We start from the raw sequence: 19,280 nt of genomic DNA on the forward strand, positions 1-19,280 counted from the left end.
TCAACAACATTATATTGTTTAATTTTGCATAAAAATACTTAAACAAATTGATATGAAAACTTTTAAAAGATTTATGAAGCCCTCCATTTTGCTCTTGATGGTGGCATTTTTCCTTTCATGTAGTGACGACGATCAACCAGGTCCAATTATAATTGAAAATGACAACATTGTCGAAACTGCACAAGCAACAAGTTCCTTAAGCTCATTGGTTTCTGCCTTATCCAAAGCAGACGAAAGTGCCAATAATGACTTGATTACCACCTTAAGCAATGAGGACATTGATTTTACGGTACTGGCACCATCAAATGAAGCTTTTACGGATTTGTTGAATCGATTGGACGGATTTGATTCCCTTGATGATTTTACTAGCGAACAATTACAAGATTTATTGGCCACTATACTAACGTATCATTTGGTTTCAGGAGCGGCGGTTACTTCCGATCAGCTTCAGGAAGGCCAAACAATCACCACCGTCCAAGGCGAAAACTTAAGCGTAAGTTTAGTTGGAGGTGTTTCTTTTACAGACGCGGCGGGAGAAATGGCAACAGTTACTACTGCTGATATACAAACTGAGAATGGTGTTGTGCATATTATTGATAAGGTTCTAATACCCCAAGCTGCTTTGGACGCGTTAAGTGACGTTTTATTAAGCTCCATTACGGATTTGGCAATCTCGGTACCAAACCTAAGCATTTTAGTGGACGCGCTAGTAGCCGCTAATGGTGATTTACCCGCCGTATTGGCCGATGCAGGTCCTTACACCGTTTTCGCTCCTACCAATGACGCCTTTGAAGCTTTCTTGACCGCAAACAATTTTGCCAGTCTTGACGACGTACCTGTTGAAGTTCTTACACAAGTGTTATTAAACCATGTAGTAAGTGGCACCAATTTATCTACAGACCTTACCACGGGTTATGTTTCTTCACTATCAACAGCCGGCCCTAATGATAGTAACCTTAGCCTTTTCATAAATACCGAAGGTGGTGTTGAAATTAATGGGATTTCAGAAGTAACCTCTGCGGATAACAAGGCAATTAATGGTGTGGTACATATTGTAAATTCGGTTATTGGCCTACCTAATATAGTCGACCACGCAGTAGCAAATCCAAACCTATCTTCATTAGTAGGAGCTCTTACCACAGATGGAAATACAACTTTTACCAACTTACTTTCCGATTCTGAAACAGATTATACTGTTTTTGCACCTCTAAACACGGCATTTGCCAGCTTTATCAATCCAGATGGAAATGATTTAAATGCGATATTATCCAATCATGTAATTTCAGGGACCGCGGCAGCTTCTGGAAGTTTGACCAATATGTATGTGAATAGTTTAGCTACCAATATGGATGGTGATAACTTAAGTCTGTACATTAATGTAGATGATGGTGTACAGATAAACGGTACAAGTACAGTTACTGCGGCCGATATTGTAGCGACGAACGGAATAATACATGCCGTGGATGCCGTCATAGATTTACCTACCGTAGTTACATTCGCAACGGCCGACCCTAACTTTAGCTCGTTGGTTGGCGCACTTACCAGCGAAGGCCAACCTGATTTTGTATCCGTATTAAGTACCTCTGCTGAGGCACCGGCCCCTTTCACGGTCTTTGCGCCAGTGAACGATGCTTTTGCCGCACTTTCCGAAGTACCTAGTGGAGATGTTTTAACCGCTGTACTAAACCATCATGTCATTGCTAGAGCAAATATTGTTTCCGGTGATTTGAGCGATAGTTTGGTTTCTCCCGCTACTTTGGAAGGGGACACGCTTTCCTTTAGTATTGATTCTGAAAACAACGTGACGATAACGGATGGGTCAGGTAATACCGATATTGGAATTATTGCCGTGGACGTACAAGCCAATAATGGTGTTATTCATGCCATCAATAAAGTGTTGATACCGGACACCAGTAATTAAAAATATATCAAAGTTTAAAAAGCCGCATGAAGCGGCTTTTTTTAATTTATTGGGTTTCTAAATATGACGGCATTACGATCTAAATATCCAATGGGAACCTAATTAAACGAATCCTTTCATTTTTAACATCAGCTTATTATTCATTAGCATACAAATAACCCTACTTGACAACCCTTTTTTTTTTTTAGGAAACTAATACGCCATATTTACATCCCCAAATCTTACCAAACCAAACCTTAATCAATGGCAAAAGCCTCTACTATTTTAGTAGAGGCTTTTCATTTTATACAATTTAAAGGAAATCTATTTCTTTTTTTGGGCTTCTGCCTGCTCCATCATTTCCCGCATTTTACGTTGAAACTTATTTTCTTTCTTAGGTTTCTTTTTGTTTTCCTGAATCTGGGCATGGATTTTATCATTATCCAATATAAAGTTCTTAATGACCAACATGATTCCAATGGTAATCAAGTTAGAAACGAAATAATATAAACTAAGACCACTGGCATAGTTGTTAAAGAAGAACAACATCATAAAAGGCATTAAATACATGATGAACTTCATATTGGGCATTCCGGGTTGGGTGGGCATGTTCTGACCTGTGGTCATCATCATATAAAAGAATATAGCAATAGATGCCAAAATAGGGAAAAGGCTCACATGATCACCATAAAAAGGAATGGAGAAACCCTCTGGGAATTGGTAAATGGTATCAAATGAGGATAAATCATCCGCCCATAAAAAGGATTTTTGCCGTAATGCAAAGGATGTTGGGAAAAACATGAACAGGGCGTAGAAAATGGGCATTTGCAAAAATGCCGGGACACAGCCGCTCATGGGACTAACCCCGGCCTTACCATATAATTTCATGGTTTCCTGCTGCTTTTTCATGGCATTGTCCTTGTACTTCTCGTTCAATTCATTGATTTCCGGTTTTAATACCTTCATCTTTGCCTGGGACAAATAGGATTTATAGGTCACAGGTGACATGGCCAACCGCACTAGAATGGTCATGATGATAATAGCAATACCATATGGAAAATAGGTGCTCAACCATGAGTAGAACGGAGTAAAGAAATATCTATTTATCCATCCAAAAATTCCCCAACCAAAAGGAATGGAATCCGCCAACTTCAAATCTTTGTAATTGGAGAGTACTTCTAAATCCGTTGGGCCATAGTAGAGGTACATATTTTTGGAGATTTCCCCTCCCTTAATTTCCAAAGGTAGTATTGACGTATAATTCTTGGTAAAACCAAAGGTCCTGCTTTCTTCCTTCACCAAATCTTGGGATTTCAACTCCCCAGTTTTAAAAGGTTCGTCCGTTCCCAGAATAGAGCTAAAGAAATGTTGTCTGTAAGAAATCCATTTAATGTCCTCTTCTGTTTCCTCATCATCGCCGCCGGCAGAAAGTTTGCTTAACTTACCATCTTCGTGGTTATAGGTCAAACGGGTATACCTGTTTTCATATTCAATACTTTTGGAATGTCTGATACCCTTCATCCTCCAATCAAATGTAACAGGTTTGCTACTGTTCAGGATTCTATCCAAACCTTGGGTACGTACAGAAAAATCTACCAAATATTCATTTGGCTTCATCTCATACCTATATTCCAAAAATTGGTTATTGGCAGTTTTGGCTTTCATGGAGAGAACCTGGTTTTCTCCCGATTTGGTCAACGAAGGTTCAAAGAATAAGTCCTTAGTATTTAAGACCCTATTATCCGTAGTAGAAAAATCAATGGCATAGGCAGAATTGCTATCCTTGACCAAATAAACGGGAACAGAATCATAGGTGACGAAGTTTTTCATTCTGGCCTCCACCACATGACCACCTTTATTACTGATTTCCAAATATAGGACCTCGTTCTCCAAGACGGTAGTACCCCCTTTTGGTGTGGTAAATCCAAAGGCCCCAATTTGACTTTTGTATCCGGCAATCGCTGTGGAATCGTTCAAATCTACAGTAGGCGTATCGTCTACGATTTGGTTTTCAGGGGATGTTATCTCCTCGGTCGCAGCATCTATCTGCTCCTGTTTGGCTTTCTGCGCCTCAAGTTCTTCTGGAGTAGGTTTGTTTTGATAGAACATGAAAATCAAGATCCCGAAAATCAGTACAAAACCAATGATAGACTTTACATCTAGTTTCTTCTCTTCCATTTAAATATAATATGTGCAGTAATTTTTTGGTTATCAAGGAGCAAATATATGCCCAATTATGTAGTTTATGCCATACTGGCATTAGTTTGTGACTTTTTGTGTACCAAAGCGGCCTTTACGAAACCAACGAATAATGGGTGTGGACTGGCTACGGTACTCTTGTATTCCGGATGATATTGAACTCCTATAAACCATGGATGGTCCTTCAACTCCACAATTTCTACCAGATTGGTTTTGGAATTGGTACCCGATGCAACCAAACCGGCAGTTTCCAGATCCGCTTTGTATTTATTGTTGAATTCATACCGATGGCGATGTCTCTCGTAAATTTCGACGGCACCACCGTAGACTTTCTGTACCAGACTTCCTTCTTTTAATTGACAATCCCATGCTCCAAGTCTCATGGTTCCGCCCTTATCCGTAATGGACTTCTGTTCCTCCATGAGGCTGATTACAGGATCTGGTGTATCCAGATTCATTTCGGTAGAACTGGCTTCTTTAAGACCCAGCACATTTCTGGCATATTCAATAACTGCCATCTGCATGCCCAAACAAATTCCCAAAAAGGGAATTTTATTGGTTCTGGCATAGTTTACGGCCTGTATTTTCCCTTCTATCCCACGCTCTCCAAATCCTGGAGCAACTAAAATACCATCAAGGCCCTTTAGTTTACTTTCAATATTCGTGGCCGAAATATATTCGGAATGGACGGACCGCACATTTACTTTCACCTCGTTTTTGGCACCCGCATGTATAAAGGCTTCCAAAATCGATTTATAGGAATCTTGAAGTTCTACGTATTTACCTACCAAACCTATTGTTACTTCGTTCTTTGGGTTTTTATGTCTCTCCAAGAATTCCTTCCAATTGGTAAGGTCCGGTTCATTGGTGTTGGGCAATGCCAATTTTTGCAGCGTGACCGTATCCAGTCCCTCCTCTTGCATTAATATGGGAACATCATAAATGGTGGAAGCATCAATACTTTGAATAACGGCCTCTCGTTTTACATTGCAAAAAAGGGCCAATTTATCCTTTATATCATCGGAAATTTTGTGCTCTGTCCTGCAAACTAATATATCGGCCTTTATACCACTTTCCATCAAGGTCTTTACTGAATGTTGCGTGGGTTTGGTCTTTAGTTCCCCTGCGGCCGATAAATAAGGTACCAAGGTCAAATGAACCACTATGGCATTGTTATCGCCCAGCTCCCATAACAATTGACGTACCGCTTCGATATAGGGCAAGGACTCGATATCCCCAACAGTTCCCCCAATTTCTGTAATAACGATATCATATTCACCACTGTTTCCCAGCACTTGTACCCGCTCCTTGATCTCGTTGGTGATATGTGGCACTACCTGAACGGTCTTCCCTAAAAATTCCCCTCTTCGCTCTTTCTCTATGACGCTTTGGTAGATTCTTCCCGTGGTCACATTGTTCGCCTGGGATGTTCTCACATTTAAGAAACGCTCATAATGGCCAAGATCTAAATCGGTTTCCGCGCCATCATCCGTAACATAGCATTCACCATGTTCGTAAGGGTTGAGCGTACCGGGATCCACATTGATGTAGGGGTCTAATTTTTGAATGGTTGTTTTATATCCTCTGGATTGAAGCAGTTTTGCCAAAGATGCGGCAATGATACCCTTTCCCAGGGATGAAGTAACGCCTCCCGTAACGAAGATGTATTTGGTTTGTGCCATTTTGCGATTTCTATGTTACGGGACACAAAAGTACAAATTGAGAATAAAACTTAGGGACTTTCCTTTGGAAAATGTTTTTGGATTCCCCTAATTAAGGTTTCTAAACTATTTGTTTTGATTTCCAGCATAGAACGCAATAATTCTCCCAATTTTCCGTCAGGAAACCCTTTTTGTTGGAACCAAACCAGATAAGGCTCAGGCAAGTCCACCAAATAGCGGCCTTTATATTTTCCGTAGGGCATTCTATAATGTGCCAATTCAATTAATTTTTGGTTATCGGGTTTTAATTCCATTTTTTAAAGCTAAAAAAATTATCTTTAGAAAATCAACTTAAATAATCAATATGAAATAGGCTTTTTAAAATCTTTTCATTGAAAGGATTTTAATTGCCTATTGCATCTGCACTTTAAAAATTAACAGATGAAAAGACGAGACTTTATAGGTACATCTGCTGCCGCTTCCGTTGGTTTTATGGCTTCTGCCAAAACAGTTACGGAAACCAACCTTTCTGAAAAACCTTTTAAGCTTAAGCATAATATCAACCATAGTGCTTGCTATTGGTGCTATGGCTCTATCCCTTTCGAAACGTTTTTACAAGAGTTGAACAAACTGGATATTAGGGCTATAGATTTGGTGGATGCGGAACAATTTCCATTGCTAAAGAAATATAATATCCATGCCTCTATGTGTTGGGGAGCAGGTCTTGGTATCGAAAAAGGATGGAACGATCCGCAATACCATAAAGAACTTATAGAAGATTATAAACGTGTCATTCCCTTGGTCGCCGAAGGAGGCTACACCAACCTTATTTGTTTTAGCGGAAATAGAAACGGTATGAACGACATGGTAGGTCTGAGAAACTGCGCCAAAGGACTTAAGGAAATAATCCCTATGGCAGAGGAACATGGTGTGGTCATTCAAATGGAACTTTTAAACAGTAAGGTAAACCATAAGGATTACATGTGCGATAAATCTGAATGGGGCGTATCACTGTGTGAGACTATTGGTTCGGACAATTTTAAGTTGCTTTATGATATTTACCACATGCAGATCATGGAGGGTGATATTATTCGAAACATACAGGATTACCATCAATATTACGGTCATTATCACACGGGTGGGAATCCAGGAAGGCATGAAATTGATGAAACACAGGAGATATTCTATCCCGCGGTCATGAAAGCTATTTTAGAAACCGGATATACCGGCCATGTGGCACAGGAATTCGTCCCTAGCTGGGAAGATAAAATAGCCGCATTAAAGCAGGGTGTTACTATTTGTGACGTCTAAAAAACTTCAAAACTAATTTAAAAGCCCTTACTGACCGTAAGGGCTTTTTTAGTCCAAAACAAAAAAAGGTCCGTTTTCAATTTACGGGTGGCCTGTTTAGGCAATTAAGGTATTTCCTAATTTCCTAAGAAACTACTTATTTGTTTTTGCCAGAGTTTTTGTTTCTCGATGTTTCGGGAAAAATCGGTTTCCAAATCATACCGCCTTTGAAATGCATCCAACTCCTTTAAAATCCGTTTGTAAAGTAGCCTAACTTCTTGCTTGATGTTTTTTGTGAACTCTGTTTCGGACATTTCTTTGGCCATTTTTCTAGCAAATACCTCAGAGATATCAAAATGTAATTGTTCGTGAAGCAAGGTCACATCGTTGCAAATTTGGGGCCTATACCAAGATTTAGTGGGGTAAAAAAAGGATTGCACCCTGTAATTCACTACCATTTGCCCATTTTCGTAACTAGAGGAAAAATTATAACTGATTCCACTCGCCGTGGTAGCAGCGGCATTTGCCCCTGTAGGGATTTCCCCTTTAAAATCTTTCCATTGCAACCTAAAATTGGACGACCAAGGAGTTTCTTCCTGAGCCCATATAAAAGAGGGGGAAAAGGTGAATAGAAGGCTAAGTACCAATATGCATCTCCTCATTTCCAAATGGATTGGGGCATTAATGTTGGAAAGACAACGAAGCACTGGCAAGTTGTACTACTCCAATTCCTTAATATACATATTTTCATACCCCATGATATAAGAGGCCTTGTTAAAATATCCGGATGAAATATCCTTCTCGTAGTCGAATTTGCTACCACTGTATTGGGTTTCCCCAATAAACTTGGAAACATCCAACAAATCGTTCTTATAAGCCAGTTTTAGAAGAAGGTCAAAAGTCACATCAAAACCCCTGACCGCAAATCTATCTGGCACAACACCAAAACGCGCCTTGTATCTTTTTTCAAAGGAATCCGACGGAGCTTCCCTATATACGGATGGATAGGTAAACCTTAGATTGGACAGGTGTGTGCTTGAAATAACATCGTTGTCAAAAGCATTGTTCTTATCCGTAGTAAACATGCGTACCCGAATCTTTTTGGCATTAGGCTCCTCTATGTCCAAAACGGAATTATGAAAGGAATTCAGAATGGAAACCACACTGGATATCAGTTTAAAATTATCCGATTCCACAAATACCCAATTCTCGGTTTCCTTGGACAATTGAAGCTCCAACTTATCTCGATTGATACCAATGTTTTTTTCCTCTTCCTTAACCGTAATTATTTTAGCAGTTGGGAATTTTCTTAAAATGGAATCCTTTACGACCTTGTGTTTTGCATCTGCGATGATGATGATATTTTCATCCACGCGTTTTTCAAGAACAAATTTGAGCATGTGCTCCCTTAAGGTCTGCTCTGGCGTGTAGGAGAAAAAAACGTTTCCCAAACTGATGTCGCTATTGGCAGGGACTGGGGCAATAACGGGCAGGTTGTAGCCTGCAGCCTGCGTTGAAGCCTCTTTAAGGGAAAGCACATCCAAAGGGCCAAAAATAGCATTGTAAGACCCTAAGTTTTCCCGCTGTAAAAGTTCCTTTGTTCTCTGAAGATCTAGACGATTGTCAAAGGTTTTCACATCAACGGACACACCCAAGGATTTAATGGAATCCAACGCTATCAATGCGCCCGAATAGAGACCTAGACTGTATTTTAGACTGTTTCTGTTTTGTATGGTCCACTCAACCGTTTCGGTATCGTTCAAATCCAATTTATCCAACCTAAACGGCAATAGAAACATTATCTTGGGCCTGTTTTCAACATTGATGCTATCCATAAGGTTGATCTTGTCCAATACCAAGGAATTCCGAACCTCAAATTCTCCCACTTGATTTTTGGGTAGTTTAAGGACCATTCCGGCTTTGAGACCATCCCTAAGTTCCGGGTTAAGCTTAATCAATTCTTCCCAGGACATACCAAACTTTCGTGTCAAACGAAACTCGTTCTGCTTGGGTTTTACTTCGTAAAAAATATAATTATCGGTATTAATTTCCCCGGGATCTAATCTTTTTTCGGGCAACCTTATTATCATGCCTTCCTTGAGTCCCCCACGTTCGGTTATCTCTGGGTTCAATCGCACCACTTCATCGGATTTTACCCCAAATTCCTGCTCAAGCCTGTAAAAATTCATCTTTGGGGGAACCGTATAGGATATAAATAATTGCGTTTCCTGATTTTCTACCGTGGAACCCGCAATCTTTGGAAGTAATAGCTCGTAACCTTCCTGAAGGTAATTCGAAGTTTTTGAAAGTGACGGATTTAATACCAAGAGGCTATCGATGGTAATCCCGTATTTATTGGCAATGCTCCACCGCGTTTCCTTTGACTCTACGATGTATTTCTCATAATCTCCTACATCAATGGTGTTCTGAGGTTCCTTTACCTTCCTATATTTAGGAATTTTAATCACCATTTTGCGATCCAGTTGGGCGGCATATAATTGTGTATTGTATTTTTTTATTTCCTCTTCCGTTACGCCATATTCCTTCGCAATACCGTACAAGGTTTCCCTTTTCTTCACCTTATGTTCCACGAATCCAATGGGCTCCCTTTTGACAACGGAATCGTTCATGATCCTGTTGACAAGTTCTGCTACTTCACCATTTGCCGGTTGGCCCTTTTCGGGTCCCTTTGGCTTTGTATCGACCACCTTACCGTTTGCACTTGGAATTACCAATATGGTGTTGATTCCCAAGGACTCCCCATTTTTAAGTTCCTTGTTATATTTTAGAATTTCGTCCTGGGAAACACCGTATTGTTTGGCAATACTGTATAACGTTTCGTTCTGCTTTACAGCATGGGTCGTAAATTTTTGGCCTAGGGCCTTGCATCCCAAAAAAACACTAAAACAAACGGTAAAAAATATCTTGACTACATTTTTCATATTATTCCCATTCTATGGTCGCCGGCGGTTTAGAGCTTATATCGTACACCACCCTATTTACACCGGGCACTTTGTTTATAATATCGTTCGAAGTCTTTTGTAAGAACTCATACGGTAAATTTACCCAATCCGCGGTCATACCGTCCGTACTCTCCACGGCTCTCAAGGCAACGCACTTTTCATAGGTGCGCTCGTCTCCCATAACCCCTACACTATTTACGGGTAAAAGCATGGCTCCGGCCTGCCACACCTGATCATAAAGTCCCCATTCCTTTAAACCTTGTATAAAAATATGGTCTACTTCCTGTAAAATTGCCACTTTTTCCCGAGTTATATCTCCCAAAATTCGTATTGCCAATCCTGGACCGGGAAATGGATGTCTTCCCAACAGGTTTGCTTCCAATCCCATACTTTTACCTACCCTACGAACTTCGTCCTTGAATAGCATCTTTAAAGGTTCGACCACCTTCAATTTCATAAAATCTGGCAAACCTCCCACGTTATGATGACTTTTGATCGTTGCCGAAGGTCCCCCTGTGGCGGAAACCGATTCAATCACATCTGGATAAATGGTTCCCTGCGCCAACCATTTGGCATTTTCAACCTTATGGGCCTCATCGTCAAAAACCTCTATAAATACCCTACCTATAATTTTTCTTTTCTTTTCCGGGTCACTTTCCCCTTCCAAGGCGTCCAAAAAGCGTGCCGAAGCATCGACCCCCTTTACATTTAGGCCCATATCCTTGTACTGATGCAGTACATCATCAAACTCGTTCTTTCTAAGAAGGCCGTTATTTACGAAAATACAGTGCAAATTGTCACCTATAGCTTTGTTCAACAGCACCGCAGCTACGGAAGAATCCACCCCACCGGAAAGTCCCAGAATCACCTTGTCATCCCCAATCTTGGCTTTTAGTTCCGCAACCGTGGTCTCTACAAAGGCGGCGGGCGTCCAGGTCTGTTCTACTTTGGCAATGTTCACCAAGAAGTTTTCTAGGATCTGTTTTCCGTCGGTGGAATGATATACCTCTGGGTGAAATTGTATTCCGTAGGTATCCTCCCCTATAAATTTGTACGCAGCGTTTTCAACATCGTGTGTACTGGCCAATAAAGTCGAGTTCTCCGGGAGGCTTTTTATCGTATCTGCATGGCTCATCCATACTTGGCTTCCAACACCAATATTGTTCAAAAAAGGATCCTTTTCGTGTATTTTGGCCAAATTGGCCCTGCCATACTCCCTTGTATTGGATTTTTCAACATTGCCGCCATTAAAATGGGCAAGGTATTGTGCCCCGTAACAAACCCCCAAAAGTGGCTTTTTCCCTTTTATGTTGCTAAGGTCAGGGTGCGGGGCATCCTTCGCCCTCACGGAATGGGGTGAACCTGAAAGTATGACCGCCTTATATTCGGATAAATCATCCGGTGGCTTATTGAAAGGCTTTATTTCACAGAAAATATTCAGTTCCCTGACCCTTCTAGCGATGAGTTGTGTGTACTGGGAGCCAAAATCTAGTATCAGAACATTATTTTGCATGGGCAAAAATAGTAATTTGAAGTTTTTTGAAAACTATCTTTTGGTATATTTATCATTATTTAAAAACAATTGATTTGAAACATATTTCAGCTATAATTTTTGGGGCCGCCATCGTAATCGCCGCCTATTTCCTGGGCAATGCCTATGTTAGGCGCGCCAGCCCTGCACAGATAATTTCGGTTACAGGTTTGGGCAATGAAAACTTTACATCGGACCTTATTGTATGGGAAGGCCATTTTTCAACAACCAATACCGTATTAAAATCGGCGTTTGACCAACTGAACAGCGATAAAAACATTGTAAAGGAATACTTGACCTCAAAAGGTATCAAGGCCGAACAGATTATATTCAATAGCGTCCAGACTACCGAGCTGAGAGACAATAAATATGAAAATGGCAATTATGTAGGAAGTATCTTTAGGGGTTATCAACTTACCCAAACGGTCAAAATTGAGTCCCAGGATGTAATTCTGGTGGAAAACGTATCAAGGGAAATAACCGAACTTTTGAATAAAGGGGTGCAGTTCAACAGTTACCCGCCAAGATATTATTACACCAAATTGGCCGATCTTAAAATAGAAATGATTTCCAAGGCTACCGAGGATGCCCGGTTGAGAGCGGAAAAAATTGCGGAAAATTCAGGTAGTACTTTAGGCGATTTGGTATCGGCCAAAATGGGGGTCTTTCAAATTACCGGACAAAATTCCGGGGAGGATTATTCTTGGGGCGGCGCGTATAATACCGACTCTAAAAACAAGACTGCGTCCATAACGATGCGTTTGGACTATAAAGTACAATAATTCAATTACCACTTTATATAAAATATTTTAAAATACTGGAAATAAATATTTTAAATACATTCCTACAAATTGAATTTGTAACCAATATTTTGAAATAAATCAACAAAAGCCCGGCGAATACCGGGCCTTTTCAACCAACCTAATTGGAATACAATACTGAAAAATTTCTTTTTCATAGCATTTTGCATTCCTGATCAATTGGTCGATATAACCTCTAAAACCTTACATTAATAAAAAGAAAAGCTCGGGAACCACCCCGAGCTTACTAATTAAAATCAAAAACCAACCTAAAAATGAATCATCAACTAAACTTTCTTTTTCATAGCAATTTGTATTAATAACAACCAGGCCCTAAAAAACCCTACCATGTTTTTGTATTTTTATAAATAAAAATGATGGACAGTTTTTGGAACGAACTTCAAGGAGAACTGAAAAAAGGTGTTGACGAAAAAGGGCACCCGTTTAGATTTGGGACATTTGCCACGGTTGGAGTTGACAAATTACCACGATTACGGACCGTGGTCCTTAGACATGTATTTGAAAATGGACATCTTTGTTTTTATACGGATAAGCGTTCCAAAAAGGTGATACACATTACCGAAAACCCCAATGTAAGTCTTTTGTTCTATCATCCCGATAAACTATTGCAAGTGAAAATTGAAGGACTTGCTTCGGTAGTAACCGATGAAAGCAAACTTCAAACCATGTGGAAGGAAATCCCCGAAAGCAACAAGAAGGACTACACAACGGAGACCGCTCCGGGAAGCACTTTAAAAAATCCCGACAACTTGGAATATCTAACGGGTGATCATTTCTTTTGTATGATTGAAATTGAGCCGTTCAGAATCGAATACCTAAGGCTAAAAAGACCGCATCACTTACGAATAGCCTATGCAAAAGAAGATGATTGGAAGGGTGAGTTTTTGGTTCCCTAGTTTCCCCGCTACTCCATACTTTTTAAAATATCCTCAATATCCTTTTGCGTTGTATCCGGATTGATAAAACAAAATCGGGATACGGTTTCGTAGCCGTTGGCAGACTTCCACTTGGTAGGCGTCACCAATGCAAAGCCAGCTTCGTGGTTCCTATAGGTCCAGTTTCTATAATCTTCTGCGGACCAGCCAATTCTCCTATACAATACACAGGAAAGACTGGGTTCCCTGACCAATTCCGTTAATGGATTTTTTTCTATGAGCTCTCCAGCTATTTTTGTTAATTTGATGCCCTGCTCTACAGCCCACTCATATTTTTCAGTACCATGAGTCGCCAAGGAAAACCAAAGCGGTAGACCTCGCAAACGTCTGGTCAATTGGATTTGATAGTCGGACGGATTAAATCCATGCGCACCTTCATCCTTAAAAATTTCCAAATAGGAACCTTCTTGGGCATGGGCCTCCTTTGCCTCTTCGGGATTCTTATAAATGACCGCACCACAATCATAGGGAGAAAACAACCACTTATGGGGATCAATGGTAACACTGTCCGCCCGTTCTACTCCTTTGAACAAATGACGAACCGATTTTGAGGCAAGCGCACCACCACCGTAGGCCGCATCCACATGAAACCAGAGGTTTTTGGAAAGACAGAAGTTTGCAATTCCATCCAACTCATCGATAATTCCGGCATTTGTAGTTCCCCCTGTGGCCACAACGGCAAAAACCCTTGCTTTTTCGGTTACCGTTAATTTGTCGTAAAACGCTTCCAAGGCCGATTGACTCATGGCATCTTCGGACGCTACCAGCAAAACATCCGCATCGATCACCTTGGCCATGGCCTTGATAGATGAATGCGCTCCTATGGAAGTAATTAAAATTCCCTTTTGATGTATGTTTCTTGGATTCTTTCTCCATTTTTCCCTCGCCGTGACTATAGCCGATAAATTGGCGGCAGTTCCCCCACTGGTGAAAACGCCAAAAGCAGGTTCCGGCATACCCGTAAGTGAAACCAACCACTTCATGGCCTCGTTCTCACAAAAAATTCCACCTGCACCTTCCATCCAATAGGCCCCGTGGATGCTCGACGCCGATGTCACCAAATCGAACAAAATAGCGGCCCGGGTTGGTGATGCAGGAACAAAAGCCAAATGTCTAGGGTGGTCAATAGGCACCGTAGCTTTTACCAGAACTTGCCTAAACAGCTCAAAAGCCTTCTCCCCTCCTATTCCCTTATTGGTGACTGTTTCCCCAACCAATCTCCGAAGTTCGGCCTCAGTTTTTGGTTTACCCAACTCTGGATTGGTCTGGGTGATTCTGTTGATGGCATATTTGACCACGTCAAGGGTCATTTCAACCATATCTATATCTATATCGTGCATTTCTTTAATTTGGTTTGCCGCAACTTTCTCGAGCCATTATTTTCTAATAATTCTGTGGAAAGTTAATTGTCAAACGATTTTAATCACCATGAAATTCAAATCCAAAGGATTCAAGTTCTTTAGAAGCATGGGAATCAATTCCTCTCCGTATTCCAAATAGAGTTCGGAGAAGTTCAATTGTCGTTCCTGAAGGGACTGACCGGGAAACAGTTGATTCTGAATATCGGTCAAACGTACCACATGGTCTTCCAATTTTCTTTTTTGGGCCTTAAGCAATCGCTTTTCCAAATTATCAAGCCCCTTCTTTTGTTTCACCTCCTGTGCCTTTACCGCACCTAAAAAGGACTTGTCCGTTTTTTCGGCAAGTTCGTACATACCCTTAAACTGATTCTCCAATAGTTGTTTTTGAGGCGTAAAATCGATATCGATATTGGATATTTCCCTGATTTTCTTATTGATCAAACTATGTTGCTTCAAGAAAATATCGCTATGGGAAACATGCAGTTTTTGCAACTTTTCGTTTTGTTTTTTGGTGATGACCAAGGCCGAATTACGAAGTAAAAGTATGGGAAATGGTACGTTCATCGCTTCAAAGGACGATTTTAGCTCCAGCCAATAGGCCAATTCCCCGCCTCCGCCTATATAGCACAAATTGGGTAAAATAACTTCCTGATACAAAGGTCTTGCAACCACGTTAGGGGAAAACCGATCCGGATGCTCTTCCAACTCGGCAACCAATTCCTCCTTGGAAAACGATAACTGGGTATCGTTTACAAAATAAGTACCCTCCTGTTCTATTATTCTTTCGCGAATATCGTCTTTCAAATAAAAATAATTGATTTCCCTAGGGTTTACCTGAATAGGATAATCCGCATCAATTTGCAGAATTTCCTCTATTTTATCCGATACTTTCTCAAAGGATACGTGGTCAAAAATGTCCTTTTTTACGTAAGGAACCAACAGTTCCTTAAGGCTTTCATCATCCCCGTCTATAATTACCAGGCCTTGTTCCTTAAAAAGTTCATTGGCCAAAAATCTAGTGGCTGCGGTCAATGTTTTATGCTCCAAGTACGCCTTAGCGAAAAGCTCCTTTAGATACGTGGCATTTTTACTACCCCCAACGCCGAGCGAAAAAATTTCAAATACTTCATCCAAACCCTCCGTTGACAATCGGCCTACAGCTCCAGAGACCTCTTTGTTCCATTGAATTTTCTTACCCCGAAAATTGAAGTAGTTTATTTCATCAAAATCATGGTCTTCCGTTGCCATCCAATAAACCGGAACAAAATGGTAATCGGTATAGTTCTCCTTTAAAACCTTTGCGAGGTTGATCGTGGATACGATTTTATAAAGAAAATAGAGGGGTCCCGTGAATAGGTTAAGTTGATGCCCCGTAGTGACTGTAAAGGTATTATCGGAGCTTAATGATTGTATGTTTGCGGAAGTTGGCTTGGAGATTTTTATATCCTTATATTGATCCTCCAAGCTTTTTACCAAGGTCTTACGCTTGGCCGCGGAAAAACTTGCCTTCTTACCCCTTATTTGGGTTTCAAAATTTTCCAGTTTGGGAAATTGATCGTATAATGGTGTAAGTGCTTCTTTTTCCTCAATATAATCACAAATTAATTTAGAAAAATAGCCTGTTTTTCGAAAAGGCAAACAATCAATATCCATATAAAAAAGTTAATCCACGTAAATATAAAACACTCCTTCCTTACAGTTCCTAAAAATACGTTAATTAGCCTAGATGAAATAGTTTATATAATCGTCGAAAACCCCATTTAGCATGATAAAAGTTATCAATAATTTGGTAGATTTGAGACTTTTGAACATTATATCGACACTGTATGAAATGAGCCCTATCAAATCTTGATTTCTACCAAGATGATTTTGGCGAATTGCATCTGACCCGATAAAAACTAAATAGTATCAGATGAAAAAATTTCTATCTTCTTTATTCCTATTGCTTCCCTTCATATTGCTTGCCCAGTTAAAATCACCCTCTGAGTTTTTGGGCTATGAATTGGGTACCCAGTTTACCAGGCACCATCAAGTCGTGGACTATTATCAATATTTGGCACAACAAGAACCAAGCAGGCTACAATTGATGCATTATGGCGAGACCAATGAAAGGAGGCCCTTACTATTGGCCTTTATATCGACGGAATCCAACATGAAAAATTTGGAGGAAATCAGGAATGCGCATCTAGATAACGTTAAAGGGGAAGGAGCTCCAAACATGGCCATAGTTTGGCTTAGCTATAATGTACATGGCAATGAAAGTGTTAGTACGGAGGCATCCATGCAAACCATTTATGACCTATTGACGAGCAAAAAGGACTATCTGGAAGACTTAGTAGTAATAATGGACCCATGTATAAATCCGGATGGTAGAGACAGATACGTAAACTGGTACAACCAATATAAAAATACACCGTACAATGTGGACCCAAATAGTAAGGAACACCACGAGGGTTGGTGGAGCGGAAGAAGCAACCACTACATGTTCGACCTCAACCGCGACTGGGCCTGGCTTACCCAAGTGGAAAGTCAGCAACGATTAAAACAATACAATAAATGGCTACCGCATGTACATGTAGATTTCCATGAGCAAGGCGTGGACAATCCGTACTACTTTGCACCTGCGGCGGAACCTTATCATGAAGTAATTACGGATTTCCAACGCGAGTTCCAGGAGACCATCGGTAAAAACCATGCAAAGTATTTTGATGCCAACGGCTGGTTCTATTTTACCAAGGAGGTTTTTGACCTGTTATATCCCAGCTATGGCGATACCTACCCAACCTACAGTGGAGGTATTGGTATGACCTACGAACAAGGGGGTAGCGGCCGGGCCGGATTGGGAATTATAAATAGTATTGGCGATACCCTTACCTTAAAGGACCGTATCGCCCACCATCATACCACCGGACTCTCTACTGTGGAAGTAGCAAGTAAAAATGTAGGGAGATTGAACACCGAATTCAGAAAATTCTACCAGCAAAAGAATTTTAGACCTCAGCATTTTATCCTCAACGGCAATCCCGATAAACTGGAAGCGCTGGCTAATTTATTAGATCAACACGGGATAGAATATAATACGGGGAGCAACGCCAGTTATAAGGGTTTTAATTATACCACCTCCTCTTCGGGCAGTCTGAGGGCTTCAAAAAATAGCCTAGTGGTTTCTACGGACCAGACAAAGGGAACACTGGCAAAAGTTTTATTCGAACCCAAGGCCAAGTTAAGCGATTCCGTCACCTATGATATTACCGCATGGTCCTTGCCCTATGCCTATGGTCTGGATGCCCTGGCTACTGAAAGCAGTGTTCAACAGTCACCGTATGAATCCTCCAAAGAGACCTATGGTATAGCAAATACTAACAGTTATGCGTATTTAGCGGATTGGAACAGCATGAAGGATGCCAAATTCCTAGCGGAACTTCTAAACAAAAAAGTTCGCGTAAGGTATGCCCAAAAGCCTTTTAGTCTGGACGGCGCCAACTATGACAGGGGCAGTTTGATCATTGTAAGGGCAGACAATAAAAATTTAGGGGACTTCACCCAAATCTTGGATAATGCCTCCAAAAAATATACAAAAAAACTTACCCCGGCCAATACCGGTTTTGTGGATAACGGAAAGGATTTTGGATCTAGCTATGTTGAAGTGCTCCAAGAACTAAAAATTGCGGTCTTATCTGGAGAGCCTACCTCAACGTTACGATTTGGCGAAATATGGCACTTCTTTGAGCAGCAATTGAACTATCCTATTTCTGTATTGGACGAGAGCTATTTTAACCGGGTAGACCTTTCAAAATATGACATCCTCATTTTGCCCGATGGATGGGGATATTACAGTTTTATGACCGAAAAAGTGGCCGAAAAAATTAAGGACTGGGTAAACAAAGGTGGTAAATTGATCGCCATGGGCGGCGCCGTGGACGGCCTGGCGAAACAAAAAGGGTTTGGCATCAAGGAAAAGGAACAAAAAAAGGATTCAACCAGCAACTTACAGGCATTCGACACCTCTGAACGTGAGTATATAAAATCCGCCATTACAGGTGCCATATTTAAGACCACCGTTGATACTACGAATCCCTTGGCCTATGGATATGAGGAACCCTATTTTACACTTAAATTGGGAGACCGTTCCTATAATTATCTAGAAGGTGGAAATGCCGTGTATCTTGCTGAAGGCCAAAATACTCCCGTATCCGGATTTGCGGGTAGCGACGCCAAGAAGAAAATTGCGGAAACCCTTATCTTCGGTACAGAACGAATGGGCAGGGGCCATGTGATTTATATGATAGACAACCCTCTTTTTAGAGGTTTTTGGGAGAACGGCAAATTATTTTTTGCCAATGCATTGTTCATGGTGAATTAGTCCAAAAACAAAACCAGTATGGCTGAATATAAGGTTGAGACCCTCATTTATTACAGTAAGCTGACCTTGGACAGCAAGCATATCGTAAAGTCCTCACAAAAGGAAATTCAGGAAAAATTGAATGAACACGCAAAAGAGGGTTGGCGACTCGCTTCTACGGATGCCGTTAGTTTTGGGGCCGCGATTTACATCTATCTTTATTTTGAAAAGTAATATGCTATTGAAAGCTAACTCATTAATAAGTAGGAATTGGAAG

Annotated in this window: 14 protein-coding genes; 6 read left to right on the forward strand and 8 right to left on the reverse strand. The window is 40.8% G+C overall.

Annotated features, from left to right (window positions below):
• Positions 1 to 52: 52 nt before the first annotated feature.
• Positions 53 to 1,921 (forward strand): fasciclin domain-containing protein, encoded by a 1,869-nt coding sequence (locus BFP75_RS19885; RefSeq protein WP_099547072.1) that lies wholly within the window; start codon positions 53 to 55, stop codon positions 1,919 to 1,921.
• Positions 1,922 to 2,224: 303 nt separating this feature from the next.
• Here BFP75_RS19885 and yidC read toward each other — a convergent pair whose 3' ends face one another.
• The 3 genes from yidC to BFP75_RS19900 form a co-directional block, all read right to left on the reverse strand.
• Positions 2,225 to 4,078 carry a membrane protein insertase YidC gene (yidC, locus tag BFP75_RS19890; protein ID WP_099547073.1) on the reverse strand — a complete coding sequence of 618 codons (1,854 nt, stop codon included), beginning with the start codon at positions 4,076 to 4,078 and terminating at the stop codon, positions 2,225 to 2,227.
• A gap of 65 nt (positions 4,079 to 4,143) precedes the next feature.
• Positions 4,144 to 5,781 (reverse strand): CTP synthase, encoded by a 1,638-nt coding sequence (locus tag BFP75_RS19895; RefSeq protein WP_099547074.1) that lies wholly within the window; start codon positions 5,779 to 5,781, stop codon positions 4,144 to 4,146.
• A 50-nt stretch (positions 5,782 to 5,831) separates the two neighbouring features.
• On the reverse strand, positions 5,832 to 6,074 hold the full coding sequence (locus tag BFP75_RS19900) for a DUF3820 family protein (protein WP_099547075.1): 243 nt from the start codon (positions 6,072 to 6,074) through the stop codon (positions 5,832 to 5,834).
• Between the two features lie 127 nt (positions 6,075 to 6,201).
• Here BFP75_RS19900 and BFP75_RS19905 point away from each other — a divergent pair, with 127 nt between their 5' ends.
• The gene (locus BFP75_RS19905) at positions 6,202 to 7,071 is read left to right on the forward strand and encodes a hydroxypyruvate isomerase family protein (RefSeq protein WP_099547076.1); all 870 of its coding nucleotides are present in this window, start codon (positions 6,202 to 6,204) and stop codon (positions 7,069 to 7,071) included.
• 116 nt (positions 7,072 to 7,187) lie between these two features.
• Here BFP75_RS19905 and BFP75_RS19910 read toward each other — a convergent pair whose 3' ends face one another.
• Genes BFP75_RS19910 through guaA form a run of 3 tightly spaced genes read right to left on the reverse strand, consistent with a single transcriptional unit; the run spans position 7,188 to position 11,526 of the window.
• A complete protein-coding gene (locus BFP75_RS19910) occupies positions 7,188 to 7,712 on the reverse strand; it encodes a DUF922 domain-containing protein (protein WP_240531852.1) in 525 nt (174 codons plus the stop codon).
• A gap of 57 nt (positions 7,713 to 7,769) precedes the next feature.
• Positions 7,770 to 9,992, reverse strand: a complete 2,223-nt coding sequence (locus tag BFP75_RS19915) for a LysM peptidoglycan-binding domain-containing protein (RefSeq protein ID WP_099547077.1) — start codon at positions 9,990 to 9,992, stop codon at positions 7,770 to 7,772.
• 1 nt (position 9,993) lies between these two features.
• Positions 9,994 to 11,526, reverse strand: a complete 1,533-nt coding sequence (gene guaA, locus BFP75_RS19920) for a glutamine-hydrolyzing GMP synthase (RefSeq protein WP_099547078.1) — start codon at positions 11,524 to 11,526, stop codon at positions 9,994 to 9,996.
• 74 nt (positions 11,527 to 11,600) lie between these two features.
• Between guaA and BFP75_RS19925 the strand changes: the two genes are divergently transcribed.
• Together BFP75_RS19925 and BFP75_RS19930 are read left to right on the forward strand one after the other, a co-directional pair.
• Positions 11,601 to 12,326, forward strand: a complete 726-nt coding sequence (locus BFP75_RS19925) for an SIMPL domain-containing protein (RefSeq protein ID WP_099547095.1) — start codon at positions 11,601 to 11,603, stop codon at positions 12,324 to 12,326.
• Positions 12,327 to 12,718: 392 nt separating this feature from the next.
• Positions 12,719 to 13,261 (forward strand): pyridoxamine 5'-phosphate oxidase family protein, encoded by a 543-nt coding sequence (locus tag BFP75_RS19930; protein WP_099547079.1) that lies wholly within the window; start codon positions 12,719 to 12,721, stop codon positions 13,259 to 13,261.
• A gap of 8 nt (positions 13,262 to 13,269) precedes the next feature.
• On the opposite strand, the gene BFP75_RS19935 is transcribed toward BFP75_RS19930, so the two are convergent.
• Both BFP75_RS19935 and bshC read right to left on the reverse strand, forming a co-directional pair.
• A complete protein-coding gene (locus BFP75_RS19935; protein ID WP_099547080.1) occupies positions 13,270 to 14,640 on the reverse strand; it encodes a pyridoxal phosphate-dependent decarboxylase family protein in 1,371 nt (456 codons plus the stop codon).
• A 69-nt stretch (positions 14,641 to 14,709) separates the two neighbouring features.
• The gene (bshC, locus tag BFP75_RS19940; RefSeq protein WP_099547081.1) at positions 14,710 to 16,314 is read right to left on the reverse strand and encodes a bacillithiol biosynthesis cysteine-adding enzyme BshC; all 1,605 of its coding nucleotides are present in this window, start codon (positions 16,312 to 16,314) and stop codon (positions 14,710 to 14,712) included.
• A 259-nt stretch (positions 16,315 to 16,573) separates the two neighbouring features.
• Here bshC and BFP75_RS19945 point away from each other — a divergent pair, with 259 nt between their 5' ends.
• Positions 16,574 to 19,024 (forward strand): M14 family metallopeptidase, encoded by a 2,451-nt coding sequence (locus BFP75_RS19945; protein ID WP_099547082.1) that lies wholly within the window; start codon positions 16,574 to 16,576, stop codon positions 19,022 to 19,024.
• A gap of 18 nt (positions 19,025 to 19,042) precedes the next feature.
• Positions 19,043 to 19,237 (forward strand): DUF4177 domain-containing protein, encoded by a 195-nt coding sequence (locus BFP75_RS19950; protein ID WP_099547083.1) that lies wholly within the window; start codon positions 19,043 to 19,045, stop codon positions 19,235 to 19,237.
• The last annotated feature ends 43 nt before the right edge of the window (positions 19,238 to 19,280 follow it).

Source organism: Maribacter sp. 4G9, assembly GCF_002742265.1.
GTDB lineage: Bacteria > Bacteroidota > Bacteroidia > Flavobacteriales > Flavobacteriaceae > Maribacter.

What these genes read in the sequence shown, in the direction of transcription:
- BFP75_RS19885 (WP_099547072.1), top strand. Translation starts at nt 53, where the DNA reads ATGAAAACTTTTAAAAGATTTATGAAGCCCTCCATTTTGCTCTTGATG.
- yidC (WP_099547073.1), bottom strand. Translation starts at nt 4,078, where the DNA reads ATGGAAGAGAAGAAACTAGATGTAAAGTCTATCATTGGTTTTGTACTG.
- BFP75_RS19895 (WP_099547074.1), bottom strand. Translation starts at nt 5,781, where the DNA reads ATGGCACAAACCAAATACATCTTCGTTACGGGAGGCGTTACTTCATCC.
- BFP75_RS19900 (WP_099547075.1), bottom strand. Translation starts at nt 6,074, where the DNA reads ATGGAATTAAAACCCGATAACCAAAAATTAATTGAATTGGCACATTAT.
- BFP75_RS19905 (WP_099547076.1), top strand. Translation starts at nt 6,202, where the DNA reads ATGAAAAGACGAGACTTTATAGGTACATCTGCTGCCGCTTCCGTTGGT.
- BFP75_RS19910 (WP_240531852.1), bottom strand. Translation starts at nt 7,712, where the DNA reads ATGAGGAGATGCATATTGGTACTTAGCCTTCTATTCACCTTTTCCCCC.
- BFP75_RS19915 (WP_099547077.1), bottom strand. Translation starts at nt 9,992, where the DNA reads ATGAAAAATGTAGTCAAGATATTTTTTACCGTTTGTTTTAGTGTTTTT.
- guaA (WP_099547078.1), bottom strand. Translation starts at nt 11,526, where the DNA reads ATGCAAAATAATGTTCTGATACTAGATTTTGGCTCCCAGTACACACAA.
- BFP75_RS19930 (WP_099547079.1), top strand. Translation starts at nt 12,719, where the DNA reads ATGATGGACAGTTTTTGGAACGAACTTCAAGGAGAACTGAAAAAAGGT.
- BFP75_RS19935 (WP_099547080.1), bottom strand. Translation starts at nt 14,640, where the DNA reads ATGCACGATATAGATATAGATATGGTTGAAATGACCCTTGACGTGGTC.
- bshC (WP_099547081.1), bottom strand. Translation starts at nt 16,314, where the DNA reads ATGGATATTGATTGTTTGCCTTTTCGAAAAACAGGCTATTTTTCTAAA.
- BFP75_RS19945 (WP_099547082.1), top strand. Translation starts at nt 16,574, where the DNA reads ATGAAAAAATTTCTATCTTCTTTATTCCTATTGCTTCCCTTCATATTG.
- BFP75_RS19950 (WP_099547083.1), top strand. Translation starts at nt 19,043, where the DNA reads ATGGCTGAATATAAGGTTGAGACCCTCATTTATTACAGTAAGCTGACC.